Source organism: Bradyrhizobium sp. AUGA SZCCT0182, from assembly GCF_018130185.1.
GTDB lineage: Bacteria > Pseudomonadota > Alphaproteobacteria > Rhizobiales > Xanthobacteraceae > Bradyrhizobium.
The window spans coordinates 25,090-51,018 of the sequence record NZ_JAFCLY010000034.1; the positions used below are offsets into that span (position 1 = coordinate 25,090).

Consider the following 25,929-nt stretch of genomic DNA (forward strand, 5'->3'; position numbering starts at 1 on the left):
TCCCCATCAACGCGGAGGAGACCGCCATGACTGACGACCGTACGTTCGAGACCCGTGCAGACGCTGCGAAAAGCGAGCTGACCGGGGAGCAACTCAACATCGTATCCGGCGGCAAGTGGTTTGAAATCGTGCGCGTCGAGCAAAGTGTGAAGTCCCCGCGAGACGCGGCGTCAGGATTGGCAACCGGGCGCCGCCAGCACTAACCCTGATCTGATTGGGCGTCGTCAGGTTTTCGCCGTCAGGTTTTTCCCGTCAGATTTTTCTTGGCCCTGCCGCTAGAACAGCAACCCCATCAAAATCAGGTTTTCGTAGCTGCCATCGACCAGGATGGCCTCGCGCTGCACGCCTTCGATCTCGAAGCCGACCTTCTTATAGAGCGCGATCGCGTTCACGTTGTTTTCCCGGACCGTCAGTTCGACCCGCTGCAGCCCGAAGGCCTGTGCGGCGCCCAGCGCCTGCGCGATCAGGCGCTTGCCGATGCCCCGCCCCCGGAATTGCGGCAAAAGGCCCATGCCGAGAACGCCGTTATGGGCATAAATCGGCCTTGGCTTCGGGGTCACGTCGCACCAGCCGATGACTTCACCGCCCGACAGCGCGACAAATTGCGGATAACCCTGTTCGATGATGTCGAGAATGAACGCCCGCGTCGCTTCCAGCGGCGGGGCCTCCAGGAAGGACAGATAGCGCCGCTCCCGCGCCACGATATCGAGGGTCCGGTGAAAGCTGTCGATATGGCCTTGCGTTATCGGAACAATTTCGATCGTAGCCATCGTGCCTGCAACGTGTTGATCCAGCCTCTCGCGAAACTACGAGGAAACAACTATCTTGGTTGCACCCCTCCGACAACGGACTGAATGTAATGACCAACTCCCCCGCTACAACCTCCCTGATCGACCGCGCCAACCTCGACCGCGATTCCGTCCGCCGGGAGATCGCGCGCGGGCTCGAAGGCGCCGATGACGGCGAATTGTTCCTGGAATATGGCCAGACCGAAGCGCTGATGTTCGACAATGGAAGGCTGAAGCAGGCGACCTATGACACTTCGCAGGGTTTTGGCCTGCGTGCGGTCAAGGACGACGCGGTCGGTTACGCGCATTCCTCCGACGTCTCGCTGCCGGCGCTGATCCGCGCCGCCGATGCGGTCGCAGCGGTCCGTGGCGGCTATTCCGGCAGCTTTTCCGCCGCCCCCGCTCACACCAATGTGAGACTCTATGGCGACGACAATCCGCTGGATGCGCCGGGTTTTGAGGCCAAGGTGAAGCTGCTCGCCGAAATCGACGCCTATGTGCGCGACAAGGACCCGCGCGTGCGGCAGGTGACGGCCAGCCTCAGCGCCACCTGGCAGGTGGTGGAAATCCTGCGGCCCGACGGTGAAAGCTACCGCGACATCCGCCCCCTGGTGCGGGTCAATGTTTCCGTGGTTGCCGGCCAGGGCGACCGGCAGGAAAGCGGCAGCAAGGGCTATGGCGGCCGCGAGGGCTATGCGCGCTTCATCGAGACCAAGGCCTGGCGCGATGCCGCCGACGGCGCGATCCGCGAAGCGCTGGTCAATCTGGAATCGGTTCCCGCCCCCGCCGGCGAAATGGACGTGGTGCTGGGGGCCGGCTGGCCCGGCGTCATGCTGCATGAAGCGGTCGGCCACGGGCTCGAGGGTGATTTCAACCGCAAGCAGACCTCGGCCTTCGCAGGCCTGATGGGCAAGCAGGTCGCCGCCAAGGGCGTCACCGTGGTCGACGACGGCACCATGGCCTCGCGGCGCGGCTCACTGTCGATCGACGACGAGGGCACGCCGACCAACCGCACCGTGCTGATCGAGGACGGCATTCTGGTCGGCTACATGCAGGACCGCCAGAACGCCCGCCTGATGAACATGAAGCCGACCGGCAACGGACGGCGCCAGAGCTACGCCCATGTGCCGATGCCGCGCATGACCAACACCTACATGCTGTCGGGCCAGCGCGATCCCGCGGAAATCCTCGCCTCGGTAAAGAACGGCATCTATGCCGCGAATTTCGGCGGCGGCCAGGTCGACATCACCTCGGGCAAATACGTGTTCCAGTGCACCGAGGCCTACAAGATCGAGAACGGCAAGATCGGCGCGCCCCTGAAGGGCGCGATGCTGATCGGCAACGGCCCGACCGACCTGCATCGCATCACCATGGTCGGCAACGACCTCTCGCTCGATACCGGGATCGGCACCTGCGGCAAGAACGGCCAGGGCGTGCCTGTTGGCGTCGGCCAGCCGACGCTGCGGATGGAGCGCATTACGGTCGGAGGAACCGGCTAGTGACCAGCGAAAACGAAACTGCGGGTGCCAAACCTTCGAGCTGGCGCGCGCAGCTAGCCCAGATCGCGGCCATCGTGATGGTTGTGTTCGTCGCCAAGGGCGCCTTGGCCGAACCGTTTTACGTACCGTCCGGTTCGATGGAGCCGACGCTCCTGATCGGCGACGCGCTGCTGGCGTCAAAATTCCCCTATGGCTACGGCGCGGCGTCGCTGCCGATCCAGATCACGCTGCCGGAAACCGGCCGCCTGTTCGGCGAGACGCCCAAGCGCGGCGACGTCGTCGTGTTCCGCTGGCCCGGCGACCGCTCGCAGGCCTGGGTCAAGCGCGTGGTCGGGCTGCCCGGCGACCGCATCCAGATGCGGCAGGGCCAGCTCTTCATCAACGACCATGCTGCGACCTTGAAGCCGGATGGCGTGGGTGAAGCCGAAGACGACCGCGGCGGCAGCGAAAAGGCCTATCGCTATGTCGAGACGCTGCCGAACGGGGTCACGCATGCGATCTTCAAGATGCGCGACAACGGCCGGCTCGACAACACGCCAGAGGTAACGGTGCCGACGGGAAAACTGTTCGTGCTCGGCGACAACAGGGACAATTCCGCCGACAGCCGCGTCGCGGTGCGCGACGGCGGCGTCGGCCTGTTGCCGATCGACAATTTGATCGGCCGCGCCGACGCCGTGGTCGGCTCCTGGGATCTCGGCATCCGCAGCCAGCCGGTATGGACCTGGCTCTCCGGCTTTCGCATGGCGCGGTTTTTCACGTCGGTGCATTGAGAAAGCGTGACCTTCGACGACGTCAGGAAGTTCGCGCTGCTGTGGGACGAGGTCGAGGACGGCACGTCCTACGGCACACCGGCGCTGAAGGTGCGCAAGAAGCTGCTGGCGCGGCTCCGCGAAGACCATGACAGTCTTGTCGTGTTCGGCGTTCCCCATGGCGAGCGCGAGATGCTGGTCGAAAGCCAGCCAAAGCTGTTTTACTTCACCGACCACTATCGCGATTATCCGATCGTGCTGGTCCGCCTGTCGAAGGCCAGGCGCGCCATCGTCGAGCCGCTGCTGCGCCGGCACTGGCGCACACTGGCATCGAAGAAGGCGGTGAAGGAATACGACGAATCATAGATCATTCCCGTCATTGCGAGCGAAGCGAAGCAATGACGGGAAAGAGCATCCATGACCCAAGACGAATTCCTCGACCTTGCGCTGCGCAATCCCGCCAATCAAATCATCGCCGAAAAACTGTTCGAGCTCGCGCTGCCGGATGCCTGGATCGTGTCGGGATGCCTGGTGCAGACGGTGTGGAACATGCTGACCGGGCGTGATGTCGATTACGGCATCAACGATTACGACGTGTTCTATTTCGATCCCGATACATCCTGGACGGCCGAGGACGCCGTGATCCGCCGTCTGCACGGCGCGCTCGGCAAGCTCGACGCCAAGATCGAGGCGCGCAACCAGGCGCGCGTCCATCTCTGGTACGGCGAAAAGCATGGCCTACCCTACCCGCCGCTGCGCTGCTCGACCGAAGGCATCGATCGCTTTCTTACGAGAAATACGCAAATCGGCATCCGCCGCACGCCGGATGGCTACGACGTCTACGCGCCCGATGGTTTCGACGATGCCGCCGGCCTGATCGTGCGACCCAATCCGGGCCCGAATTTTTCGCCCGAGAGTTATGCGGTGAAGGCGGCGCGATGGAAGGCGATGTGGCCGGAGGTGACTGTGCTGGCGGTGGAGGATTCACTCAATCGTCGTCCCTGCGAACGCAGGGACCCATAGCCACAAATGTACGTGGTGAGTGCGGTGGAGCTCCAGCACGTCGCAAAATCAACTGCAGTGGTTATGGGTCCCTGCGTTCGCAGGGACGACAACGGTGAATGTCGCTCTACCGCACCACGCCAGAGGTAAACCCGGCCTTGCGCCGCGGCGGCTTGATGTCTTTTTTCAGGAAGCAATGGCCTTCCGTGCCGGCATAGCCCGGCCGCGCATAGGTCCAGGCCCGGCACTTGTTGTCGGCGGTGCAGGCGGCCTTGCAGGCGTCGTCGCCGTCCTTGCTCTTGACGTCGAAATTCTTGTAGTCGCCGCCGAACCGGTCGATCGAGGTTTCGATCGCGCTGTTCCTCGGCTCGACCACGCCGGCGCCGCGCACGCCGGAGACGCAGCAACTGTCCTGGACGCGCGCCGGGACGTTGCTCTTGAGCCAGCACACCGCGCCGCTGGTCAGGTCGGTCGGATAGTTGAAACTCCACGACCGGCAACGCTTGTCGCGTTCGCACACCAGCGCGCAGTCGGCCGGATCGCCCGAGATCACCGGCGAGTTCAGATAATCGCCGCCGGGGCGGTCGAAATTGGCCTGCGCCGCGGCTGGGCGTGCGGGTGCTGCCGCCGCCAAAAAGGCGAGCGTCACCAAACACGCCCTGAGCAGGCGGCCTATCCCCATGTGATTGCTTTCGAATGCGCGCGTTCCGACGGTTGCCATTGGAGCGGCATCAACCTGTACGGCGGATGAACGGCCCAGAAACGCGGCAACGAGCCGAGCGTGATGATCTCATCACGCTCTATGCTTTTGTTTGCGCATGATCTTTCTCGGAAAACCGGTACCCACCCCGCATCAAGTGCGGGGCATGCTTTACCGGATCATGCGCTAGAAAGCGTATTCCTTGTAGGCCGGTTCCACGGAGCCGCCCCAGGCGCCGTTGAATTTCTCCAGCATCTCTTCGGCCGGCGTGCGGCCGGATTCGAGGATCCGCTCCAGCGGCTCGAGGTGACGGCTTTCGTCACGGCCGAGGTGATCGATGCGGCTGCGCCGCCGCAAGCCGGCATGCGACAGCTTCACACATTCCCGCGCGATTTCGAACAGATAGCGGTCGCGGATCCGGGCCTTGAAGCCGAAGCGCGGCACGTCGTCGCGCAGCGCCTGACGCTCTGCCGCCGTCCAGTGCTTCACGAGATCCCATGCCGCGTCCAGCGTCGTGTCGTCGTACAAGAGGCCGACCCAGAACGCCGGCAGCGCCGGCAAACGGCCCCACGGCACGCCATCGGCGCCGCGCATTTCCAGATAACGTTTCAACCGTACTTCCGGGAAAATCGTCGAGAGGTGATTGGCCCAATCCGACAGCGTCGGCCGCTCGCCGGGCAAGGAACTGTTCCTGCCGTCGAAAAAGGCGCGGAACGACGAGCCTGACACGTCGATATAGCTGTCACCGCGCTTGACGAAATACATGGGAACGTCGAGCGCATAGTCGACCCAGCGCTCGAAACCCATGCCGTCCTCGAACGCCCATGGGATCATGCCGGAACGAGCATCATCCGTATCGCGCCAGATTTCCGAGCGGAATGACAGGAAGCCGTTGGGCTTGCCTTCGGTGAACGGCGAATTGGCGAACAAGGCGGTCGCGATCGGCTGCAGCGCCACCGATACCCGCAGCTTCTTGACCATGTCGGCTTCGGAGGAGAAGTCGAGATTGGTCTGCACGGTGCAGGTCCGGTACATCATGTCGAGGCCGTATTGGCCGACCTTCGGCATGTAATTGGTCATGATCTTGTAGCGGCCCTTGGGCATCAGCGGTACCTGCGACCGCGACCATGACGGCGTCATGCCGAGGCCGAGAAAACCGATCCCCAAAGGGGTCGCGATCTCGCGCACCTGCGCCAGATGCGCCATCAATTCCGCCTGAGTCTGGTGCACGGTCTCGACCGGGGCGCCCGACAATTCGAACTGCCCGCCGGGCTCCAGCGAAATCGCGCCGCCGCCGGTGACGTCGTACAGCCCGATGATGTTGCCGTGCTCCATGATCGGCTCCCAGCCGAGCAGCAGCTGCATGCCCTCCAGCAGCGCGCCGATGCCGCGCGCGCCTTCGTATGGCACGGGGTGATAGCCCTCGAGCGTGAACGGGGTCTTCTCGTGCTCGGTGCCGATGCGGAATTCCGACGGCGGCTTCACGCCGGCCGCCAGCCACGCCACGAGTTCGTCGCGCGATTGCAACGGCGTCATATCGATTTGGTCACGCGCCATAAAAAATCCGGATCTTTGGCGATTCGACCGAACGCGCCGTGTGGCAGGGAGCATTGCGGACAGCGTCGTCCGCAAAAACGATAAGATGAAGGCGTATCATCGGGCGGGAACGCCGTCTCGCGCGGCGACCGCCCTGACTTCGCTGCACGAGCAGCCCAGCCGGTCGAGCAGACCGCAGAGCTTGATGGCGTCGGTGTCGGACAGTTTCGAGCCGACGTGTTTTTCGATCGCGGCGGAATAGGCGCTCCACATTTTCTTCTGCAGCTCGCGTCCCGTCTCCGTGATCTCGACGAACTGGCCGCGCTTGTCGATCTTGCATTCGCGCCGCGCCGCCAGCCCCTCGTCGACCAGACGGTCGATCAGGCGCGAGGTCGAGTATTGCGGGATCAGCATCTGCTTCTCCAGCTCCACCGGGCGCATCTCGCCGGACGGCGCGCGCGACAATTCCAGCAGCGCGTCATACCAGGCGAGCGGCGGGAAGCCCGCCTTCTTCAAATCCTGCTCGACGGCGTCCAGCACCCGGCTCTGCACCCGCATCAGGCGGATCCAGGCGTTGGTCGCCTCGGTCGATGGTTTGCGTTTCATGGTCTGGTCCGTATCCGTCACAGGTCCGTGTCTGTCACAGGTTAGTGTACCGCACTAAATGCAGCTGCATCAATCTTGACTATTACATGCAGATGCATTTAGTCGTTCCTCGGCCCCAAGCCAAGGTTTCCAAAGGCAAGAACTTCCAAAGGGAGAAAATCCAATGAAATTGTACTATTCGCCAGGCGCCTGCTCGCTGTCTCCCCATATCGCGCTCCTGGAGGCCGGTCTCCCCTACGATCTGGTCAAGGTCGATTTGCGCGCCAAGAAGCTGGAAAACGGCGACGACTATCTGACGGTCAATCCGAAGGGCCAGGTGCCCGCACTGGCGCTGGATTCCGGTGAACTGGTCACCGAAGGCCCGGTCATCGTCCAGATGATCGCCGATAAAGCCGCGGACAAGAATCTTGCCCCCACCCGCGACCACGCCGATCGCTACAAGCTGCAGGCCTGGCTCACCTATATCAACAGTGAACTGCACAAGAACATCGGCCCGCAGTTCAGCCCGGTGCTCTCCGATGACGCCAAGGCATTCTTCAAGGACCGGGCGATGGGCAAGTTCAAATATGTCGATGGCGAGCTCGCCGGGAAAGACTACCTGATGGGCAAGCAGTTCAGCGTGGCCGACGGTTACATGTTCACGATGCTGTCATGGGCCGAACGGATGAAATGGGATCTCGCTGATCTCTCCAACCTGATCGCCTACAAGGCCCGCGTCGGCGCCCGCCCGAAGGTGCAGGAAGCGCTGACCAAGGAAGGCCTGCTGAAGGCGGCGTAAGCGATTTTTATATCGGAGATAAGATAAAGGGCCGGATCGATGATCCGGCCTTTTTTGTTTTACCCCGCGTCGTGCCAGCGAAGGCCGGGACGACAACTTTTTTTACGCTGCAACCACAACAAGACGATCAGTATCGCGCCGGACTGAACGCTGATGGGTCGGTGAATGTCGCCTCGCCGCTCATCATCTCGGCGAGCAGGCGGCCTGTGGTGGGGCCAAGGGTGTGGCCGTGATGACCATGCCCGAAATGCATCCACAGGCCTTTGTGCTTCGGTGCAGCTCCCACGACCGGCAGCATGTCGGGCATGCAGGGGCGGACCCCGCTCCAGGGTTCGGCCTCCACCGCGGTGCCGAGATCGACAAGCCGCCGTGCCGCCTGTTCCGCCCGTTCGAGCTGGCGCGACTGCGACGACCTTTCCGGTCCCATCAATTCGGCGCCCGACGTAATCCGCAATCCCTTCGCCATCGGCGCCATGGCGTATGCGAACTCGGGGTCGTGCAGCGGCAGATTGAGGCGGCCGCCGCCGGTGAAATGCCGATGGTAGCCACGCTTGCGCAGCATCGGAAAACGATAGTCAAACTTTTGCAACAGATCGGGAGACCACGGACCCAGCGATACCACGGCCGCCTCGGCGTCGATCGGGCCATCATCCGACTGAACCGTCCAGCCGGCAGGACTCGGCGCCAACGTGGTCGCATCCCCGTTGACGAAGGTGCCGCCTGCGCGTGTGAACAGATCGGCATAGGCGGATACGAGCCCGCCCGGGTCCGAGACCGTCCATGGGTCGCGCCAGTGAACAGCCCCCGCCCCGGTCTCGTTAAGCCCGGGTTCGGCCGCGGCAAGCTGTGCCGGGCTGATAATTTCCGATCGCACACCGAATTCGGCCGCCAGCATCTCGGCGACCAGCGCCACTTCATCCAGCGCAGCCTGGGTGCGGCGCAGGGAATGATAGCCGCTTCGCTGCACCAGATTGTCCGCGCCGGCTTCCCGGATCAGCACATCATGCTCGCTTGTCGCCCGTGCGATGATCCGCGCGTAGGCCTGCGATATGTGCTGGTGCCGATCCGGAGCGGAATGCCACCAGTACCGCAGCAAAGGACCAAGATGCCGCGGCAGCCATTTTACGCGGTAATGGACATCGTTGGCGCGCCCTGTTGCGATCGCCGCCAGCGTCGCAAGATCGCGCGGCATCGGATAGGGCCGCACCGCTTCGGCCTGGATGAAGCCGGCGTTGCCGTAGCTGGTCTCGCGGCCGGGCTGATTGCGATCAAGCAGCACAACCGACCAGCCGCGGCGCTGTAACTGCAGCGCGGTTGCGACCCCAACCATTCCGGCGCCGAGAACGATAACACTTCGCATTGCGACCATCACCCTTGCATGGGTCCGGGACCGGTCAGGACCAGGCTTCCGCTAATCTCTGGGACCAGCTACATCAAATCGCGGCTGGGCAGTAGGCGGAATTGCGGATGGTGGCTCTGCCTTATATTGATTTGTCAGGATTTGATGGCCGAGCATGTTCGCGAAACACTCGACCTCCCTGATTGCGAGGTTGTGCTCTTGATTGGTCTTCCAACAAGCAGCACCGGTTTGCGTCAATGGCGATGGCTCTCTGAGATGGAGAGCTGCTTTGCAGAAGCAAAGCTGAAAACCCTATTCACAAAATAAAGGGCCGGATAAATGATCCGGCCCCTTTTGTTGGATGTCGTCCCGGCGAAGGCCGGGACCCATACCGCGTGATCTCTCAATAAGACATTGCGGCTAACGGCATCTGCAACAATGAACGACGGTGGTTATGGGTCCCGGCTCAAGGCCGGGACGACGATGGATTTGTGTTACGCCGCCGCCTGCTTCTTCGGCGGGAAGCGGCCATAGAACGTCTCGCCCTTGGCCGCCATGTCCTCCAGCAGTTTCGGCGGCGTGAAGCGGGAGCCGTATTTGGCTTCGAGCTTGTGGCAGAGTTCGACGAACTTCCTGGTGCCCATGAAGTCGATATACGACAGCGTGCCGCCGGTGAACGGCGCAAAACCGAAGCCGAGGATCGAGCCGACATCGGCCTCGCGCATGTCGGTGATGACGTGATCCTCCACCGTGCGTGCGGCTTCCACCGCCTGCACGACGAGAAAACGCTGCTTCAGTTCCTCGATGTCGAGCGTGTCGGGGTCGAGCTTCCTCGGCTGCAGATCGGCAAGTCCCGTCCACAGGCTCTTCTGGCCTTTGCCCTTCTCGGGATAGTCGTAAAAGCCCTTGCTGTTCTTGCGGCCGAGACGGCCCTGCTTCTCGACCAGTTCCACCATCAGCTTCTTCTGATCGGGGTTGATCGAGTTCGGCCCGAGATCGGCCTCGGTCGCCTTCATCACCTTGAGCCCGAGGTCGAGCGCCACTTCATCGGAGAGCGACAGCGGGCCGACCGGCATGCCGGCCATCTTGGCGCAGTTCTCGATCATCGCCGGCGGCACGCCTTCGAGGAACATCTCGTTGCCTTCGGCAATGTAACGGCCGACGCAGCGGTTGGCATAGAAGCCTCTGCTGTCGTTGACGACAATGGGCGTCTTGCCGATCATCCGCGTGTAATCGAGCGCAGTGGCAAGCGCCGCATCGCCGGTGTTCTTGCCGACGATGATCTCGACCAGCATCATCTTCTCGACCGGCGAGAAGAAGTGGATGCCGATGAACTTGCCCTGGTCCTTGAATTCCTCGGCCAGCGAGTTGATCGGCAGCGTCGAGGTGTTGGAGGCGAAGATCGCGCCATCCTTCAGGAGCGGCTGCGCCTTGGCGTAGGTTTCGGCCTTTACTTTCCGGTCCTCGAACACGGCCTCGATGACGAGGTCGCAGTCTTTCAGCACGCCATAGTCGGCGGTGGCGCTGATGCGCGACATCACGGCGTCGCGGTCGCTTTCCTTGGCGCGGCCTTTCTTGATGAGGTCGTCGATCACGGTCTGGGCGTGGCCCTTGCCCTTGTCGGCGCTGGCCTGGTCGCGGTCGATCAAGACCACGTCGATGCCGGCCCGCGCGGAGACATAGCCGACGCTGGCGCCCATGAAGCCGGCGCCGATCACGGCGAGCTTTTTCACTTTGGTCGGCGGCACGTTCTGCGGACGGCGCGCGCCCTTGTTCAGTTCCTGCATCGACAGGAACAGGCTGCGAATCATCGCGGCGGCTTCGTTGGAGCGCAGTACTTTCGTGAAGTAGCGCGACTCGACGCGCAGTGCCGCATCGATCGGCAACTGCAGGCCTTCATAGACGCAGCTCATGATGGCGCGCGCCGCCGGGTAATTGTCGTAGGTCTCGCGGCGGTAGATCGCATTGCCCGCCGGGAACATCTGCATGCCCATCTTGGAGAACACCGGTCCGCCGGGAAGCTTAAAGCCCTTCTCGTCCCAGGGCGCGATGGCCTTGCCGCCGCCCTTGATCCAGTCCTTGGCCGCCTTGATCATGTCGGCCGCCGGGACGATCGCGTGAATGAGATTGAGCGCCTTGGCCCTGGCAAGGTTGATCGCCTCGCCCTTCAGCAGCAGCTGCATCGCATCCTGCGGCGAGACGATACGCGGCACGCGCTGGGTGCCGCCGGCGCCGGGGAACAGGCCGACCTTCACTTCGGGCAGACCGAGCCGGGTCTTCGGGTTGTCGGCGGCAACGCGATAGTGACAGGCCAGCGTCAGTTCAAAACCGCCGCCGAGCGCGAGACCATTGATCGCGGCGACCCACGGCTTCCCTGAAATTTCGATGTTGCGATACACCTGCGAGAAGCGGCGGCTCTGGTCGAACAGCATCTGGTTGGCGGCCTCTTCGCCCTTGGCCTTGAGCAGATCGGCATATTGATGGGCCATGCCTTCGAGCATCGACAGATCAGCGCCGGCGCACAGCGCCTCCTTGCCCGAGGTGATGACGACGCCTTTGACGGCGGCGTCGGCGGTGGTCTGCTTGACGATCTCCTCGAGTTCGGTGGCCGAGGTCTCGTCGAGCACGTTCATCGAACGGCCGGGCGTGTCCCAGGTGACGAGCACGATGCCGTCGGCGTCGGTTTCCAGCTTGAAATTCTTGAAGGCCATGTGTTGCTCCCAAATCGATTTTTGATCGTAGGGTGGGCAAAGGCGCGCTTCGCGCCGTGCCCACCATTTTGATCGGGGTGTTGGTCTTGGTGGGCACGCTTCGCTTTGCCCACCCTACGGATTAAGCGTCAGACCCGCTCGATGATGGTCGCGGTGCCCATGCCGCCGCCGATGCACAGCGTCACCAGCGCGGTCGACTTGTTGGTGCGCTCGAGCTCATCGAGCACGGTGCCCAGGATCATCGCACCTGTCGCGCCCAGGGGATGGCCGAGCGCGATTGCGCCGCCATTGACGTTGATCTTGGAGCTGTCGATGTCGAAGGCCTGCATGTAGCGCAGCACCACCGAGGCAAAGGCCTCGTTGAGTTCGAACAGGTCGATGTCCGACTTCTTCATGCCGGAGCGCTCGAACAGCTTTTCGGTGACGTCGACCGGGCCGGTCAGCATCATCGCGGGCTCGGATCCGATATTGGCAAAGGCACGGATTTTCGCGCGCGCCTTCAGGCCGTGCTTGGCGCCGGCTTCCTTGCTGCCGAGCAGCACGGCGCCCGCGCCGTCGACGATGCCGGACGAATTGCCGGCATGGTGCACGTAATTGATGCGCTCGACTTCGGGGTGCGACTGGATCGCGACCGCATCGAAGCCGCCCATCTGGCCCATCGCCACGAACGACGGCTGCAACTGGCCGAGCGACTGCATCGTCGTGGTCGGGCGCATGTGCTCGTCCTTCGCAAGGATGGTGAGGCCGTTGATGTCCTTCACCGGCACCACGGAGTTCTTGAAGCGGCCCTCGTCCCAGGCCTTAGCGGCGCGCTGCTGGCTCTGCACAGCGTAGGCGTCGACGTCGTCGCGCGAGAAGCCGTATTTGGTGGCGATCAGGTCGGCCGAGACGCCCTGCGGCATGAAATAGGCCGGCACCGCCATCGAGGGATCCATCGGCCAGGCGCCGCCGGAGGCGCCGATGCCGACGCGGCTCATGGATTCGGCGCCGCCGCCGATCACGAGCTCATGCTGGCCGGCCATGACCTGGGCGGCGGCAAAATTCACAGCATCGAGGCCGGAAGCACAGAAGCGGCTGATCTGGACGCCGGGGACGGCCTGGCCGAGGCCGGCCTTGAGCGCCGCAAAGCGCGCGATGTCGGAGCCGGCCTCGCCGACTGGATCGACCACGCCGAGCACGACGTCGTCGACGACGTCGACGGCGAGATTGTTGCGCTCCTTCAGCGCCTGCAGCGGCACGGTGGCCAGCGCCAGCGCGGTCACTTCATGCAGCGAGCCGTCGGCCTTGCCGCGGCCGCGCGGGGTGCGAACGTGATCGTAGATATATGCCTCAGGCATGGTTTTCTCCCGGTTCGGTCTCGGCCCTGATCGAGCCAGACGAATTTCAGAACATTCCACCGTCATTGCGAGGAGCGTAGCGACGAAGCAATCCATGCTTCCTTTGTGGGTCTATGGATTGCTTCGCTGCGCTCGCAATGACGATGCGTATTTGCAGGACGCTTCAGAACGCTTCCGCCGCCAATTCCATGGTCGTCGCGCAGCCGGTCTGGATGCGCGCAAGGTGCACCGTCGTTTCCGGCAGCATCCGCTCCATGAAGAAGCGGCCGGTCACCAGCTTGGTGGTCAGATAGGGCGTGGCCCCGCCGGACGCAATCTTGTCCTGCGCCACCTTGGCCATCTTTGCCCACATATAGGCAAAGGTGACGAGGCCGAATAATTGCATGTAGTCGGTGGCGGCGGCACCCGCATTGTCGGGCTTGGTCAGCGCGTTCTGCATCAGCCAGCCGGTGGCCTGTTGCAGATGGCCGAGTGCGGCCGAGAGCGGGGTGACGAACGGCTTCATGGCGTCATCGCCGCCGTGCTCCTTGGCGAAGGCTCCGACCTCGCCGAAGAACGCCATCACGGCGCGGCCGCCGTCGCGCGGCAGTTTGCGCCCGACGAGGTCGAGCGCCTGAATGCCATTGGCGCCTTCATAGAGCATGGCGATGCGCGCATCGCGCACGAACTGCTCCATGCCGTGTTCGGCGATGTAGCCGTGGCCGCCATACATCTGCTGCGCCAGCACCGAATTGGAGAATCCGACATCGGTCATTACGCCCTTCATGACCGGCGTCATCAGGCCCATGTGGTCGTCGGCCTCCTGGCGATCCTTCGGGTCGCTTGAGCGGTGGGCGACGTCGCTCTTCAGCGCGGTCCACACCACCATCGCGCGGGCCGCCTCGTTGAAGGCGCGGATCGTCAGCAGCACGCGGCGCACGTCGGGATGCACGATGATCGGATCGGCCGGCTTGTCCGGATCTTTCGCCCCCGTCAGCGACCGGCCCTGCAGGCGCTCGCGCGCATAATTGACCGCGTTCTGATAGGCGACCTCGGATTGCGCGAGGCCCTGCACCGCGACGCCGAGGCGGGCCTCGTTCATCATCACGAACATGCCCTGCATGCCCTTGTTCTCTTCGCCGATCAGCCAGCCGGTGGCGCCGTCGTAATTCATCACGCAGGTGGAATTGCCGTGAATGCCCATCTTGTGCTCGATCGAGCCGCAGGACACGCCGTTGCGTGCGCCGAGCGAGCCGTCGGCATTGACCAGCACCTTCGGCACCACGAACAGCGAGACGCCCTTGATTCCCGCAGGTGCGCCTTCGATGCGCGCCAGCACCAGATGGATGATGTTGTCGGCGATATCATGCTCGCCGGCCGAGATGAAGATCTTGGTGCCCGTGATCTTGTAGCTGCCGTCGGCCTGCTTGGCGGCCTTGGTGCGGAGCAGACCAAGATCGGTGCCGCATTGCGGCTCGGTGAGGTTCATGGTGCCGGTCCACTCGCCCGCCACCATCTTCGGCACGAACATCTTCTTCTGTTCGGGCTTGCCGTGCACCATCAATGCCGCGGTCGCGCCCATGGTGAGGCCGCCATACATCGAAAACGCCATGTTGGCCGAGCTCTGGAATTCGGTCACGACCTGGCTCAGCGTGACCGGCAGCCCCTGCCCGCCATATTCTGAAGGCGCCGACAGCCCGAGCCAGCCGCCCTCGGCGACCTGCTTGAAGGCTTCCTTGAAACCTTTCGGCGTGGTGACGCGGCCGTCATCGTGGCGGACGCAGCCTTCGAGATCGCCCACCCGGTTCAGCGGCTGCAGCACTTCTTCGGAAAGCTTGGCCGCTTCACCGAGGATCGCTTCGCGGACATCGGCTGACGCGTCGGTGAAGCCAGGGAGATTGTCGTAGCGGTCGATCTGGAACACGTCGTTGAGCAGGAAGGTGACGTCTTCAACAGGGGCTTTGTAAGTCGGCATGGTGTTCTCCCGGCAGGGCAGAATGAAATGGCTGATTACGTTTCAGGTGAAAGTCGGCAGGCCAGCAGGCGCTTTATTTAAAGGTGGACCTTATCCGGTTCCGGACGACACGGCCTCACCCTTTTGCGAGTTGCGCGCCCATCAATTGATGCAGCAGGTTCATCGCCTTGAGCGGCCGCACCATCACCTTGAAATGCGTGATCTTGCCATCCGCGAAGGTGATGATGTCGACGCCGTTGATCACGATGCCGTCGATTTCTTTTTCGAATTCGAGCACGGCGCCATTGTCGCTGCGCCATTCGCCGACATATCTGAATCCCGGGCCGCCCAGGACTTTCTCGGCGCTCGATAGATATTTGAAGGTGATGTCACGCCCGCGCTGCGGGGTATGGACCACGGGACTCTCGAACACCGCGTCGGGATGCAGGAGATCCCACAGCGCCGTCTGGTCGTGCGACTTCATGTAGCCGTACCATTTGTCGAGTGCAGTCACGGTCATGATGCGTCTCCGATCGGCTCAAAACAGGTTCAGCCCAATCTTTATGCACGTTGACGCATATGCAACTTTATGCATAAAGTCAACGCGGCAATTTGATCGTGAGACGGGCCCCTTCTACTTTGCATGGGGTTGTTTTCGCGATTTTTGGAAGGATCGGCGTAGTGGCGCTCGGTGACGCAATCCTTGCTTGTCTGACGGAGCGTCCGATGTCGGGCTATGAGCTCGCCAAGACGTTCGATTCCTCGATCGGGTTCTTCTGGAAGGCCGACCACCAGCAGATCTATCGCGAACTCTCAAAACTCAGGGACCGCGGCCATATCCAGGGCCACGAGGTGGTCCAGTCCGGCAAGCCCAACAAGCTGGTCTATACGCTGACACAAGAGGGCCGGGCCGCGCTGCGGCACTGGGGCGCCCGGCCGAGCAGCCCGCCAATGATGAAGGACGATCTCCTGGTGCGGCTGTGCGCGCTCGACAGCTTCGACATCGAGCCCTTGCGCGCCGACCTGATGGCGCGGCTGGAACATCACCGCGACCGCTACGCCCGCTACGAGCGCATTCTGAACAAGCTGTTTCCGGACGGCAAAGCCACCTCCGTCGCCGATACCGGCAAGCTGCTGGGACTGCGCATCGGCCTGCGCCACGAACAAGCCGTGGCGGAATGGTGCGAAGAGGCGATCGAGACCCTGGCCGCCGTCGCGAAACCTGCTCCCATCCTGCTGCTCGAAGACACCAGCCGCGAAAGCAACGGCTGAGCAGCAGCGGAACCCGGCTGGTCGGGTTCCAAGTTAACTTTCGGGCCGTCCGGCCCCATTCCTTAACCCGTTATTTACCGTAACGCGAAAAAGTCAGGTTCTGAGGCAGACGACCTGCGCGAAATTCGATTGTCTCCTGGTTGGGACGCGCGGGGAGGCTGAAGGCGCAGGAAGCGCCGGAGTCAGAACCGGACGAGAGCATGAATTCGCGCGTATCGTGGAGTGTAGAGGGCATCGATCCATCGGTCCGCGAAAGGGCCGAGGCTGCCGCGCGGCGCGCTGGCATGTCGCTGAGCGACTGGCTCAATTCCACCATCGGTGATTCCGCCCCTCCCAATTTCCGTGCGTCCTATGACGAGCAGCCGGCGATGCCGAGCGCGGAGAGCCGCGAGGTTGCGGACATTCACCAGCGGCTCGATTCGATCACCCGGCAGATCGATCAGATTTCCCGCCCCGCCCCGCGGAGCGACGCGCCCCGAACCGAAGCGCCCCGCGCTGAGCCGACCGTCGCGCGGCAGCTGAACGACGCCATTTCGCGCCTCGATGCGCGGCTGTCGCAGATTTCAAACCACGCTCCCCGCCAGCCAACGATGCAGGACAGGCAGCGCCAGACCGACCTGGTCGAGCGCGCCGCAGCCCAGGTCTATCGTCCCTCGCCGCCGCTGAGCCCGACGTCGTTTGATTCGGCGATCGCCGAAATCGCCGCGCGCCAGAACGAACTGGACGGGGTGCCGTCCCGGCAGATGCCGCCGCGCAGCGCGCCGCCGATGGCGGCAGGGATGCCGCCGATGGCGCCGAGCGCCCCTGCCATGGCTTATGCGCCACCGATCCAGCCGCCTGCACCGGCGCCCGCACCTGCTCCCATGCCCGCCGGTCCGGATTTTTCGTCGCTGGAACGGCATCTGCTCAAGATCACGAGCCAGATCGAGGCGATGCAGCGCCCCGACAATGTCGAGCAGTCGATTGCGGCCTTCCGCACCGAGCTTGCCGATATCCGACGCGCCATTACCGAAGCGATGCCGCGCCAGGCGATCGATTCGATCGAGAACGAAATCCGCTCGCTGTCGCGCCGGATCGACGAAACCCGCCAGAACGGCACCGATGCCAACGTGCTGGCCAACCTCGAGCGCGCGCTCGGCGAAATCTACGACGCGCTGCGCTCGCTGAAGCCGGCCGAGCAACTCGCGGGCTATGACGATGCGATCCGCAATCTCGGCACCAAGCTCGACCTGATCCTGCGTACCAACGACGATCCGTCGACGGTGCGTCAGCTCGAAGACGCGATCTCGGCGATGCGGGCGATCGCCTCCAACGTTGCGTCCAACGATGCGCTGGCAAGGGTTTCCGACGATCTGCATGCGCTGTCGGCCAAGGTCGATCAATTGTCCCGCGCCGGCGACAACAGCGAGTCGCTGGCCAGCCTCGAACAACGCATCGCCGCGCTGACCTCGTCGATCGAAACGCGCGAGCGGCCGGTCGCAAGCGACAATTCCGAATATATCGAAGGCGCGCTGCGCTCGCTGTCCGAACGCCTGGATCGGATCCCGGCCGGCAACGACAATGCTTCGGCATTCACCCATCTCGAACAGCGCGTGACCTATCTGCTGGAACGCCTGGAGACCTCCGGCAGCCAGGGCGGTTCTGGCGGCGGCAATCTCGGGCGCGTCGAGGAAGGGCTGCAGGACATCCTGCGCCATCTCGAACACCAGCACGCGAATTTGGCCAGGCTCGCCGACAACACCAGCAGCTATGCGGCACCGCAGTCGATGGATTCCGGCATCGTCGAAGCCGTCAAGCGTGAGCTGTCGGACATCCGTTTCAACCAGTCGGAAACCGACCGCCGCACCCAGGATTCGCTGGAGACGGTTCACAGCACGCTCGGCCATGTGGTCGATCGGCTGGCGATGATCGAAGGCGATTTGCGCGCGGTTCGCGCCGCACCGCCCGTGGCAGCGCCGGCCCCTGCTGCATACGAAGCCCGCGAAGAAGCGCCGCGCGCGATGATGCCGCCGCCGAGCTTTGCACCGCCGGCCTATGTCCCTCAGGCTCAGCCGCAGGCCTTTGCGCCGCAGCCGAAACCGGAATTGCCGAATCCCGCAGCCTCCCAGGAGCATTTTACCGCCGCGCCGCGCGACTTCCATACCGCGGAGCCGGTAGCGCCGCCGGCCATTCCGCCGATGACGCCGCGCGCCATAAGCGAAATCCTTGAGCCGCACGCAGCCCCGCCGCGCACCGCGATCGCGCCGGAATTGCCGCCGGATCATCCGCTGGAGCCGGGCACACGGCCGACCGCACGGGCGTCGTCGCCATCGGAGCGGATCGCCGCATCCGAAAGCGTGATCAACGAAATTTCCGCGGCCGCCAAGGAGCCGGTCAGTTCGTCGAGCTTCATCGCCGCCGCCCGCCGTGCCGCGCAGGCTGCTGCCGCCGCGCCCGCCAACGAGAAGGCGGCCAAGGCCGCTGCGAAGGCCGCCTCGAAGGCTACTTCGAAGACCTCCGCCAAGGTTACGGCCATCGACAACGGCAAGACCGACGGCAAGGAGCCGTCGAACATCACTTCCAAGATCCGCTCGCTGCTGGTCGGCGCGAGCGTATTCGCGATCGTGCTTAGCACCTTCCAGCTGGCGATGACGCTGCTCGACACCGGCAGCGCGCCGCAAATACCGCAGATGGAATCCACCGATCCGGCGCCGGCCTCAAAGGCGCCGGCCGAGAACAGCGCCAAGCCCGCCATGCCGGCACCGGCTGGGCCCTCCATGATGTCGCCCGCCCCGATCGGACGGCAATCGAACAACTCCTCCGCACCGAACACGCTGGATGGCGCGCAAGTCGCTATTCCCCAATCCACGATTCCTCAGGCCATAATTCCTCAAGCCGCTATTCCGCAGACCGCGATCCCGCCGCAGGCGGCGATGTCCATCCCGCCGCAGGCGGTGATGTCGCCGATCAATGCCGGCGATATCACCGGCGCGCTCCCGGCCCTGCCAGCGAGCGGCAAGCCTGGAATGGTGCAGGTGCCGCCGGGCGAGCAACTGCCCGATGGCATCGGCGGGCCGATGCTGCGCGCCGCTGCGCTGAAGGGCGATCCGACCGCAGCCTATGAAGTCGGCGTGCGCTTTGCCGAGGGCAAGGGCGTGGCAGCCAATCTCGACGAAGCCGCGAAATGGTATGACCGCGCGGCGCAAGCCGGCGTGGTGCCCGCGATCTTCCGGCTCGGCACCTTCTACGAGAAGGGCATGAGCGTCAAAAAGGACGCCGATGTCGCGCGGCGTTACTATCTGCAGGCGGCCGAACGCGGCAACGCCAAGGCGATGCACAATCTGGCCGTTCTCGACGCCGATGGCGGCGGCAAGGGCGCCAACTACAAGGTCGCGTCGCAATGGTTCCGCAAGGCCGCCGATCGCGGCGTCGCCGACAGCCAGTTCAACCTCGGCATCCTCTATGCCCGCGGCATCGGGGTCGAGCAGAACCTCGCCGAATCCTTCAAATGGTTCAGCCTCGCTGCCGCGCAGGGCGATGCGGATTCCGGCCGCAAGCGTGACGATATCGCCAAGCGCCTCGACGCCCAGTCGCTGGCCGCGGCCAAGCTCGCGATCCAGACCTTTACGCCGGAGCCGCAGCCCGACGCCGCCGTTAACGTGGCGACCCCGGCCGGTGGCTGGGACCCGGCGCCTGCGCCCGCAGCTGCGACCAAACCCGCCGCCAAGCAGGCTTCGACCAAGCGCGCCGCAGCCTCGGCGGCGGCGCCGCTGGCATCGACCCGATAATCCCTCCATATAAAGCCGTATGATCTGACGGGGCCGGCGTGGCCTCGCGCGGCTTTGCAGTGAGGATCGATTGTCTGCCGAAGATGGTCAGGACGGGGAAGGCCGTTTCCGAAGGTCGCCGACCGGGCCTTCGGTCGCGCCGCCGCGCAAGCCGGCCGAGCACTCCGCGCCTTCGCCGTGGCGATCTGCTCCGCTGCCGCCTCCTCCTCCGCAGCAACCGCGCACGGTGCGGAGCCAATGGCCGCTCGGCTCCATTCTCATCTTCGTTCTTTTGCTTGCCGGCATCGCCATCCAGGCCTATCGCGACCTCTCGCGGCCCGATGCCTGGGATTACTGGAAGGACCAGTATGTCTCGCCGAGCCTGACGTCCTCCGCGGTCGCCAAACTCGATCTCGATGGCGCCGCGCGTGACCGGCGTGCCCTGTTCATCAAGGGGGAGATCGGACCCGGGGCCGCAAGATGGTTCCGCGAGAAACTGGACGAGGCCCAGCTTGCCGCCGGCGACGTGATCCTGATGTCTTCGCCCGGCGGCGATTTGAATCAGGCCGCGATCATTGGCGAGATCATTCGCTCGCGCGGACTGATCACGGCGGTCGGCACCGCCGATGCCGCGGGCCGCGTCAAACCCTCCTATTGCGCCAGCGCCTGCGTGCTCGTCTATGCCGGCGGCAAGAGCCGCATCGGCGTGTTGGGTTCAGGCTTGGGCGTGCACCGGTTTACCACGACAAAGCAAGTGGATGATCCGCTCGCCGAAGCCCAGAAGATATCAGGCGCGGTGCTGGGCTATATGACCAAAATGGGGGTTTCGTCGTCGGTCGTGCAGGCGATGTCCGAGACCAAGGACATCCGCTGGCTTGCGCCCAAGGAGGCGCTCGCCATGAACCTCGTCACCGATCCCCTCGGAAAGCCCTGATTGCTGTCGTCCCGGCCTTGAGCCGGGACCCATAGCCACCGGCCGCAATTGTCTTGCGCGCTAAACGTTATCTTCCTCGTTCAACAAGGCAGGCCGCGGAGTGGGTCCCGGCTCAAGGCCGGGACGACGAAAATTATTCACCACCCCCGCCGCGCATGTGTGCAGGTGCGGCAAATAATTGCCTTCCGGGGCATTCTTTAGTCCCCCCTGCCACTGATCTGGGTTATGCAAAGATGCGGCAACCGGTCCGCGTGCGCTGACCCTGCGCGCCAATCGGATTCCACTGCCGGCAAATGCTCGAAACCATGCCCTGGGCGGCCGTTAGGCCAGGTCAGCGGCAGACAACGAGAAGCAGACGCGCGTGCAGCTCTACCTTCCGATCGCAGACATTCCCGTCAATGTTTTCCTCATCCTGGCGATGGGCGCGGCGGTTGGTTTCGTCTCCGGCATGTTCGGCATCGGCGGCGGCTTCCTGATGACGCCGCTGTTGATCTTCGTCGGCATCGCGCCCGCGGTCGCCGTCGCCTCGGTCGCGAGCCACATCGCGGCTTCCTCCTTCTCGGGCGCGATATCCTATTGGAGGCGACGATCCATCGATCCCATTCTGGCGTTGGTCTTGTTGACCGGCGGTACCGTCGGGACGGCGCTCGGGGTCTGGACGTTTACGCTGCTGCGCTCGCTCGGCCAGCTCGATCTGTTGATCGCGACGTCCTACGTCATCCTGCTGACGACGGTCGGCGGGCTGATGTTCTGGGAAGGCCTGCGCGCGCTGCTGCGGACCCGCCGCGGCGGCGCGGCGACGATACGCCGCCCCGGCAGCCATGGCTGGATTCACGGCCTGCCGCTGAAGATGCGCTTCAAGCGCTCGAAGATCTACCTGTCCGTGATCCCCGTCGTCGTGATCGGCCTGATCATCGGCTTCATCGGCGCCGTCATGGGAATCGGCGGCGGCTTCATCCTGGTGCCGCTGATGATCTACGTGCTGCGGGTGCCGACTTCGACCGTGGTCGGCACCTCGATGGTGCTGACGCTGGTGACGATGATATTCGCCACCCTGCTGCATGCGGTGACCAATCATCTGGTCGACGCCGTGCTGGCGCTGATCCTGATGATCGGCGGCGTGACCGGCGCCCAGTTCGGCGCGCGCGCCGGCCAGAAGATCCGCGGTGAACATCTGCGGCTGCTGCTCGGGCTTCTGGTGCTCGCCGTCGGTATCCGCTTTGCCGTCGAACTGGTGATCCGGCCGGCCGATCTGTTCACGATCCGCGAAACGGGAGGCGGGGTATGAGCGCGCGCGCCTCGCTCATCGTGGCAAGTCTCGTGCTGGGTGCTGCGCTCGCCATTTCGCCGGCATGCGCCGAGCGGCTGATCGTGTCGGTGTCGAACCACCGCGTCACGGTGACGCCGAATTATTCCGGCGAGGAGCTGGTGCTGTTCGGCTCGGTCGAAAAGGACGCGCAGACGCCGGCCGGCCGCAACAATTACGATCTGGTCGTGACCGTCAGCGGACCCCGCGCCGACATGGTGACACGGCGCAAGGAGCGCAAGTTCGGCATCTGGATCAACACCGACTCCCGGCAATTCCTCAAAGTGCCGACCTATCTCGCGCTGTTTTCCAACCGGCCGTTCGACGCCATCGCCTCACCCGAAGTGCAGCGGCGGCAACAACTCGGGCTCAACAATGTCCTGCTGACCCAGCGCGTCGGTCCTGATTTTGCCGACGTCGTGCCCAACGATCCGTTCCGCAGCGCGTTCGTGCGGCTGCGTACCCAGCACGGGCTTTATCGCGAGGAACAATCGGCGGTGACGTTCCTGACGCCGACGCTGTTCCGCACCGGCATTCCGCTGCCGGGCGAGGTGCCGATCGGCACCTACGACGTCGAAATCAAGCTGTTCGCCGACGGCGCGCTGGTCACGCGCACCGAAACCGCGTTCGAGATCGTCAAGGTCGGTTTCGAACAGTTCATCGCCAACGCCGCCCACAACAATGGTTTCGCCTACGGGCTGGTGACGGCCTTCATGGCGCTGATGACGGGCTGGATGGCGTCGATCGTGTTCCGGAAGGATTGAGCTAACCCCTCATGGTGAGGAGGCGCGCTTGCGCCGTCTCGAACCATGAGGCCCGCGGCCCATCCTTCGAGACGCGCGCAAGAGCGCGCTCCTCAGGATGAGGTCGGTGGATGTGGCTCACTTGCTTTCGACCCGCCGATCAGCGTGATGGAAACCGTCATAACGCACTCCTTTGCGACGAAGAACCCGCCACCGCAGCACCAGCGGCTTTGCCGGGCCGCGTCACCAGATAAATCCCGAGCGCCACCGGAATGATCCCGAGCAGGTCGCGGAATTCGACGTGCTCGCCGAGCACGAGGAAGGCGAACAGCATGCCGAGCGGCGGCATCAGGAAGTGATAGGCGCTGGCAGCGGTGGCGCCGCAGACTTTCAGCAGGTGGAACCACAACAAATAGGCCAGGATCGATCCGCCTAGCACCAGGAAGGCGAATGCGCCGAGCAGCCGCGCGCTCGGCACGATGTCGCTGACGCTGGAAAACGTGAGGGCGAACGGCAGCAGTGCCAGGCCGCCGGAGAGATTCTGCACGCCGTTGCCGACCCACAGGCTGCCCTTCGGCGCCAGGACCTTGAACAGGATGGTGCCGACCACGATCGAGGCGAGCGACGCCAGCGTGTAGACGATGCCGTCCACGCTGTCTGACCCAACCGACATGCGATGCCAGACGATGAAGCCGACGCCTGATATGCCGAGCAAGAGTCCCGTTACCTTGCGCCAGGTCAGCGCCTCGCCGAGAAACACCGCGGCGGCGACAGCGGTGAACACCGGATTGGCGCTGACGATCAGGCCGCCAAGGCCGGCGGATACGGTCTTGAGGCCGGTGTAGCCGAGCCCGAGATAGAGCGCGTTGTTGGCGACGCCGAGTACGGCGAACACGGCCACGTCGCGCCAGCTGAGCTGCCATCCCTCGCCCCGAAGTGCGGATATGCCGAGGATCAGGACGCCCGCGAGCAAGAACCGCGTCGTGAGCAGGATCAGCGGCGGACAATCGGTGACGCCGATCTTGCCGGCGACGAAGGCAAAGCTCCAGAGCAGGCAGAACAGCGTGATCGTGAGCGGCAGCCAGTTGAAACCGGCGCGGGGAACGGTAATCGAGGGCGCGAGCGACATGGAGAGTCTCCTTTGCCCATGATGTAGGCCCGCGCCTTGATATTTAGAAATTAAATGATAGACTGACATCCAGTGGATTTTTGAATACTCTTTTTCTGAAGAGCGGAGGCGAGCCATGGCCATGCTCGATCTGGAACTGCTGCGCAGCTTCGTCTCGGTGGTGGATTCCGGCGGCTTCACCCGCGCCGGCGAGCGCGTCCACCGCACCCAGTCGACCGTCAGCCAGCAGATCAAGCGGCTGGAGGAGGACGTCGGCCAGCCGTTGCTGAACCGGAGCGGCAAGGACGTCACGCCGACCGAGTCCGGCGAACGGCTGCTGTCCTATGCGCGGCGGCTGCTGTCGCTCGCGGAAGAGGCCCGCGATGTGCTGACGCGCCCCGGCAGTGAAGGCGCGATCCGGCTCGGCGTGCCCGAAGATTTTGCCGCCTACCGGCTGGCGAAGTTGCTGGCGGCGTTTTCGCGCTCGCATCCGCAGCTGCGGATGGATGTCCGCTCCGACCAGAGCACTTACCTGAAGCGCGATCTCGAACGCGGCGAGCTCGATCTGGCGCTGTTCAAACGCGCCGCCGGCGAGAAGGTCGGCATCGCGGTGTGGCCCGAGCGCGTGCACTGGGTCACCAGCAAGAGCCGGCCGCGCGACACCAGCACGGGCTCGGTGCCGCTGATCGGTTTTCCCACCGGCTGCCTCTATCGCTCGCGCGCGATCCACGCGCTGGAAAGTGCCGGCCGCGCCTGGCACATGGCCTACACGTCCTCCAGCCTCTCCGGCATCCAGGCCGCGGTTGCCGCCGGCATGGGGCTGAGCATCCTGTCCGAAATGGCGATCCAGGCCGACCATCGCGTGCTGACCGCGAAAGACGGTTTTGCGCCGATCGACCGAACCGAAGTCGCGCTGGTCGCCGCACCGGATGCCAGCCCCGCCACGTTGCGGCTCGCCGATCGGCTGGCGGAGTTTTGCAATGCGGTGCAGGCAAAGGCGGCGTAGCTTGCGGCGAACGCGGCACGCCCCCTCTCCCGCTTGCGAGGGCTGGGGTGCGCACCAAGTAACGCATGCCGAATGGTGCGTCGGGGGATCAGTTTACTTTCATGTTGCCGGCGCCATCGACATCGCTGGCAGGATTGTATCCGGAGTCGTGCAGGTTCTTGAGGTACACCCGCTGCGACGGGGCACCGGCCGGCGCAAAACCCCCGGCCATGGAAGCGTTGGCGTCGTGGGGGTGGCGGCGCTGCGTTCCAGCCACCCTGGCTCCGGCCCGTGCATTGTACGCACCGTTTTCAAAATTCGCGGCGCTCGCACCTGCTGGGCCGCCCGGCTCCGCCATCATCTTGCTGGCGGGGGTCGGCGCGCCTTTGTTCAGGACATCGCGATCCGGATACATTGCGCAGTCCGTGCACTGCGCAAACGCTGCGGACGACAGAGCGACCGACATCAAGGATGCGGCAACGAGTGTTTTGTAGTTCATGGTATTTGCTCCATGGTTAAGCGAGTTACAGCTCGCTTTGTTTTGTAATTGGCCCGTTGTCCCGGAGGGACAACCCGGCTCTCCCGCCGAGGCCTGATGCGTTTTTCGAGGTAGTCGATGAACCCCGTTGACGCATTGGAGTCGCGGCACGCATGGAGGACACCGACTCCCTTTCGGCCGTCGCCGAACTCCATGTGCCGTTGTCGATAGCTTGGCGCGGTGCTGTTGCGCCAATCAACAATGGCTCACCGCATAGTGAAACGGAGTTGACTCACAATTTCGAAATCTACCGATAGATTCGGTCGCAGACGCTGATGCGCGTTCGCTTGGCTTTGGCTCGTATCAGCTTTGGTTCGTA

General features: G+C 63.9%; 23 protein-coding genes. 12 read left to right on the forward strand and 11 right to left on the reverse strand.

What is annotated here, in order from left to right:
* Positions 1-26 precede the first annotated feature (26 nt).
* Positions 27-203, forward strand: coding sequence for a hypothetical protein (locus JQ611_RS29325; RefSeq protein ID WP_212467397.1), 177 nt, complete (start codon positions 27-29; stop codon positions 201-203).
* A 72-nt stretch (positions 204-275) separates the two neighbouring features.
* Here JQ611_RS29325 and JQ611_RS29330 read toward each other — a convergent pair whose 3' ends face one another.
* A complete protein-coding gene (locus tag JQ611_RS29330; protein WP_212411730.1) occupies positions 276-770 on the reverse strand; it encodes a GNAT family N-acetyltransferase in 495 nt (164 codons plus the stop codon).
* Positions 771-859: 89 nt separating this feature from the next.
* Here JQ611_RS29330 and tldD point away from each other — a divergent pair, with 89 nt between their 5' ends.
* Genes tldD through JQ611_RS29350 form a run of 4 tightly spaced genes read left to right on the forward strand, consistent with a single transcriptional unit; the run spans position 860 to position 4,059 of the window.
* On the forward strand, positions 860-2,287 hold the full coding sequence (gene tldD, locus JQ611_RS29335) for a metalloprotease TldD (RefSeq protein WP_212467398.1): 1,428 nt from the start codon (positions 860-862) through the stop codon (positions 2,285-2,287).
* Positions 2,287-3,057, forward strand: coding sequence for a signal peptidase I (gene lepB, locus JQ611_RS29340; RefSeq protein WP_312012252.1), 771 nt, complete (start codon positions 2,287-2,289; stop codon positions 3,055-3,057). The genes tldD and lepB overlap by 1 nt, the downstream gene beginning before the upstream one ends.
* A gap of 6 nt (positions 3,058-3,063) precedes the next feature.
* Positions 3,064-3,402, forward strand: coding sequence for an MmcQ/YjbR family DNA-binding protein (locus JQ611_RS29345; RefSeq protein WP_212467399.1), 339 nt, complete (start codon positions 3,064-3,066; stop codon positions 3,400-3,402).
* Positions 3,403-3,453: 51 nt separating this feature from the next.
* Positions 3,454-4,059, forward strand: a complete 606-nt coding sequence (locus tag JQ611_RS29350) for a nucleotidyltransferase family protein (RefSeq protein ID WP_212467400.1) — start codon at positions 3,454-3,456, stop codon at positions 4,057-4,059.
* A 106-nt stretch (positions 4,060-4,165) separates the two neighbouring features.
* Here the strand turns inward: JQ611_RS29350 and JQ611_RS29355 are convergent, their stop codons facing one another.
* The 3 genes from JQ611_RS29355 to JQ611_RS29365 form a co-directional block, all read right to left on the reverse strand.
* Positions 4,166-4,720: a PAN domain-containing protein gene (locus JQ611_RS29355; protein ID WP_212390741.1), complete on the reverse strand. Its 555-nt coding sequence runs from the start codon at positions 4,718-4,720 to the stop codon at positions 4,166-4,168.
* A gap of 204 nt (positions 4,721-4,924) precedes the next feature.
* Positions 4,925-6,295, reverse strand: a complete 1,371-nt coding sequence (locus JQ611_RS29360) for a glutamate--cysteine ligase (protein ID WP_212467401.1) — start codon at positions 6,293-6,295, stop codon at positions 4,925-4,927.
* A 96-nt stretch (positions 6,296-6,391) separates the two neighbouring features.
* Positions 6,392-6,880 carry a MarR family winged helix-turn-helix transcriptional regulator gene (locus JQ611_RS29365; RefSeq protein ID WP_212265283.1) on the reverse strand — a complete coding sequence of 163 codons (489 nt, stop codon included), beginning with the start codon at positions 6,878-6,880 and terminating at the stop codon, positions 6,392-6,394.
* 163 nt (positions 6,881-7,043) lie between these two features.
* On the opposite strand from JQ611_RS29365, the gene gstA reads away from it, so the two are divergent.
* Positions 7,044-7,658, forward strand: a complete 615-nt coding sequence (gene gstA, locus JQ611_RS29370) for a glutathione transferase GstA (RefSeq protein ID WP_212265284.1) — start codon at positions 7,044-7,046, stop codon at positions 7,656-7,658.
* Between the two features lie 127 nt (positions 7,659-7,785).
* Here the strand turns inward: gstA and JQ611_RS29375 are convergent, their stop codons facing one another.
* The 5 genes from JQ611_RS29375 to JQ611_RS29395 all read right to left on the reverse strand — a co-directional run bounded on the left by JQ611_RS29375 (position 7,786) and on the right by JQ611_RS29395 (position 15,498).
* Positions 7,786-9,018 (reverse strand): FAD-binding oxidoreductase, encoded by a 1,233-nt coding sequence (locus JQ611_RS29375; RefSeq protein ID WP_212467402.1) that lies wholly within the window; start codon positions 9,016-9,018, stop codon positions 7,786-7,788.
* 473 nt (positions 9,019-9,491) lie between these two features.
* Complete coding sequence (locus JQ611_RS29380) at positions 9,492-11,708, reverse strand: 3-hydroxyacyl-CoA dehydrogenase NAD-binding domain-containing protein (RefSeq protein ID WP_212467403.1); 2,217 nt, start codon at positions 11,706-11,708, stop codon at positions 9,492-9,494.
* Positions 11,709-11,836: 128 nt separating this feature from the next.
* Positions 11,837-13,045 (reverse strand): acetyl-CoA C-acetyltransferase, encoded by a 1,209-nt coding sequence (locus tag JQ611_RS29385; RefSeq protein ID WP_212467404.1) that lies wholly within the window; start codon positions 13,043-13,045, stop codon positions 11,837-11,839.
* A 163-nt stretch (positions 13,046-13,208) separates the two neighbouring features.
* Positions 13,209-14,999 carry an acyl-CoA dehydrogenase C-terminal domain-containing protein gene (locus JQ611_RS29390; protein ID WP_212467405.1) on the reverse strand — a complete coding sequence of 597 codons (1,791 nt, stop codon included), beginning with the start codon at positions 14,997-14,999 and terminating at the stop codon, positions 13,209-13,211.
* A 115-nt stretch (positions 15,000-15,114) separates the two neighbouring features.
* Positions 15,115-15,498, reverse strand: a complete 384-nt coding sequence (locus tag JQ611_RS29395; RefSeq protein ID WP_212390714.1) for a nuclear transport factor 2 family protein — start codon at positions 15,496-15,498, stop codon at positions 15,115-15,117.
* A gap of 161 nt (positions 15,499-15,659) precedes the next feature.
* On the opposite strand from JQ611_RS29395, the gene JQ611_RS29400 reads away from it, so the two are divergent.
* The 5 genes from JQ611_RS29400 (at position 15,660) to JQ611_RS29420 (ending at position 23,000) form a co-directional block, all read left to right on the forward strand.
* Positions 15,660-16,250 carry a PadR family transcriptional regulator gene (locus JQ611_RS29400; protein ID WP_212265290.1) on the forward strand — a complete coding sequence of 197 codons (591 nt, stop codon included), beginning with the start codon at positions 15,660-15,662 and terminating at the stop codon, positions 16,248-16,250.
* 200 nt (positions 16,251-16,450) lie between these two features.
* Positions 16,451-20,017, forward strand: coding sequence for a tetratricopeptide repeat protein (locus JQ611_RS29405; RefSeq protein ID WP_212467406.1), 3,567 nt, complete (start codon positions 16,451-16,453; stop codon positions 20,015-20,017).
* Positions 20,018-20,087: 70 nt separating this feature from the next.
* Positions 20,088-20,930: a hypothetical protein gene (locus JQ611_RS29410; protein ID WP_212467407.1), complete on the forward strand. Its 843-nt coding sequence runs from the start codon at positions 20,088-20,090 to the stop codon at positions 20,928-20,930.
* A 361-nt stretch (positions 20,931-21,291) separates the two neighbouring features.
* Positions 21,292-22,218 carry a sulfite exporter TauE/SafE family protein gene (locus tag JQ611_RS29415; RefSeq protein ID WP_212265293.1) on the forward strand — a complete coding sequence of 309 codons (927 nt, stop codon included), beginning with the start codon at positions 21,292-21,294 and terminating at the stop codon, positions 22,216-22,218.
* Entirely contained in the window at positions 22,215-23,000 is a 786-nt protein-coding gene (locus JQ611_RS29420) for a TIGR02186 family protein (RefSeq protein ID WP_212467408.1), read from the forward strand. The genes JQ611_RS29415 and JQ611_RS29420 overlap by 4 nt, the downstream gene beginning before the upstream one ends.
* A 157-nt stretch (positions 23,001-23,157) precedes the next feature.
* Here the strand turns inward: JQ611_RS29420 and JQ611_RS29425 are convergent, their stop codons facing one another.
* Positions 23,158-24,108 carry a DMT family transporter gene (locus JQ611_RS29425; protein ID WP_212467409.1) on the reverse strand — a complete coding sequence of 317 codons (951 nt, stop codon included), beginning with the start codon at positions 24,106-24,108 and terminating at the stop codon, positions 23,158-23,160.
* Positions 24,109-24,229: 121 nt separating this feature from the next.
* Here JQ611_RS29425 and JQ611_RS29430 point away from each other — a divergent pair, with 121 nt between their 5' ends.
* Positions 24,230-25,093: a LysR substrate-binding domain-containing protein gene (locus tag JQ611_RS29430; protein ID WP_212467431.1), complete on the forward strand. Its 864-nt coding sequence runs from the start codon at positions 24,230-24,232 to the stop codon at positions 25,091-25,093.
* Between the two features lie 88 nt (positions 25,094-25,181).
* Here JQ611_RS29430 and JQ611_RS29435 read toward each other — a convergent pair whose 3' ends face one another.
* Positions 25,182-25,571 carry a hypothetical protein gene (locus tag JQ611_RS29435; protein WP_212390709.1) on the reverse strand — a complete coding sequence of 130 codons (390 nt, stop codon included), beginning with the start codon at positions 25,569-25,571 and terminating at the stop codon, positions 25,182-25,184.
* Positions 25,572-25,929 lie beyond the last annotated feature (358 nt).

What these genes read in the sequence shown, in the direction of transcription:
- JQ611_RS29420 (WP_212467408.1), top strand. Translation starts at nt 22,215, where the DNA reads ATGAGCGCGCGCGCCTCGCTCATCGTGGCAAGTCTCGTGCTGGGTGCT.
- JQ611_RS29390 (WP_212467405.1), bottom strand. Translation starts at nt 14,999, where the DNA reads ATGCCGACTTACAAAGCCCCTGTTGAAGACGTCACCTTCCTGCTCAAC.
- JQ611_RS29395 (WP_212390714.1), bottom strand. Translation starts at nt 15,498, where the DNA reads ATGACCGTGACTGCACTCGACAAATGGTACGGCTACATGAAGTCGCAC.
- JQ611_RS29405 (WP_212467406.1), top strand. Translation starts at nt 16,451, where the DNA reads ATGAATTCGCGCGTATCGTGGAGTGTAGAGGGCATCGATCCATCGGTC.
- JQ611_RS29360 (WP_212467401.1), bottom strand. Translation starts at nt 6,295, where the DNA reads ATGGCGCGTGACCAAATCGATATGACGCCGTTGCAATCGCGCGACGAA.
- JQ611_RS29380 (WP_212467403.1), bottom strand. Translation starts at nt 11,708, where the DNA reads ATGGCCTTCAAGAATTTCAAGCTGGAAACCGACGCCGACGGCATCGTG.
- JQ611_RS29435 (WP_212390709.1), bottom strand. Translation starts at nt 25,571, where the DNA reads ATGAACTACAAAACACTCGTTGCCGCATCCTTGATGTCGGTCGCTCTG.
- JQ611_RS29375 (WP_212467402.1), bottom strand. Translation starts at nt 9,018, where the DNA reads ATGCGAAGTGTTATCGTTCTCGGCGCCGGAATGGTTGGGGTCGCAACC.
- gstA (WP_212265284.1), top strand. Translation starts at nt 7,044, where the DNA reads ATGAAATTGTACTATTCGCCAGGCGCCTGCTCGCTGTCTCCCCATATC.
- tldD (WP_212467398.1), top strand. Translation starts at nt 860, where the DNA reads ATGACCAACTCCCCCGCTACAACCTCCCTGATCGACCGCGCCAACCTC.
- JQ611_RS29425 (WP_212467409.1), bottom strand. Translation starts at nt 24,108, where the DNA reads ATGTCGCTCGCGCCCTCGATTACCGTTCCCCGCGCCGGTTTCAACTGG.
- JQ611_RS29430 (WP_212467431.1), top strand. Translation starts at nt 24,230, where the DNA reads ATGCTCGATCTGGAACTGCTGCGCAGCTTCGTCTCGGTGGTGGATTCC.
- JQ611_RS29385 (WP_212467404.1), bottom strand. Translation starts at nt 13,045, where the DNA reads ATGCCTGAGGCATATATCTACGATCACGTTCGCACCCCGCGCGGCCGC.
- JQ611_RS29365 (WP_212265283.1), bottom strand. Translation starts at nt 6,880, where the DNA reads ATGAAACGCAAACCATCGACCGAGGCGACCAACGCCTGGATCCGCCTG.
- JQ611_RS29350 (WP_212467400.1), top strand. Translation starts at nt 3,454, where the DNA reads ATGACCCAAGACGAATTCCTCGACCTTGCGCTGCGCAATCCCGCCAAT.
- JQ611_RS29355 (WP_212390741.1), bottom strand. Translation starts at nt 4,720, where the DNA reads ATGGGGATAGGCCGCCTGCTCAGGGCGTGTTTGGTGACGCTCGCCTTT.
- JQ611_RS29325 (WP_212467397.1), top strand. Translation starts at nt 27, where the DNA reads ATGACTGACGACCGTACGTTCGAGACCCGTGCAGACGCTGCGAAAAGC.
- JQ611_RS29330 (WP_212411730.1), bottom strand. Translation starts at nt 770, where the DNA reads ATGGCTACGATCGAAATTGTTCCGATAACGCAAGGCCATATCGACAGC.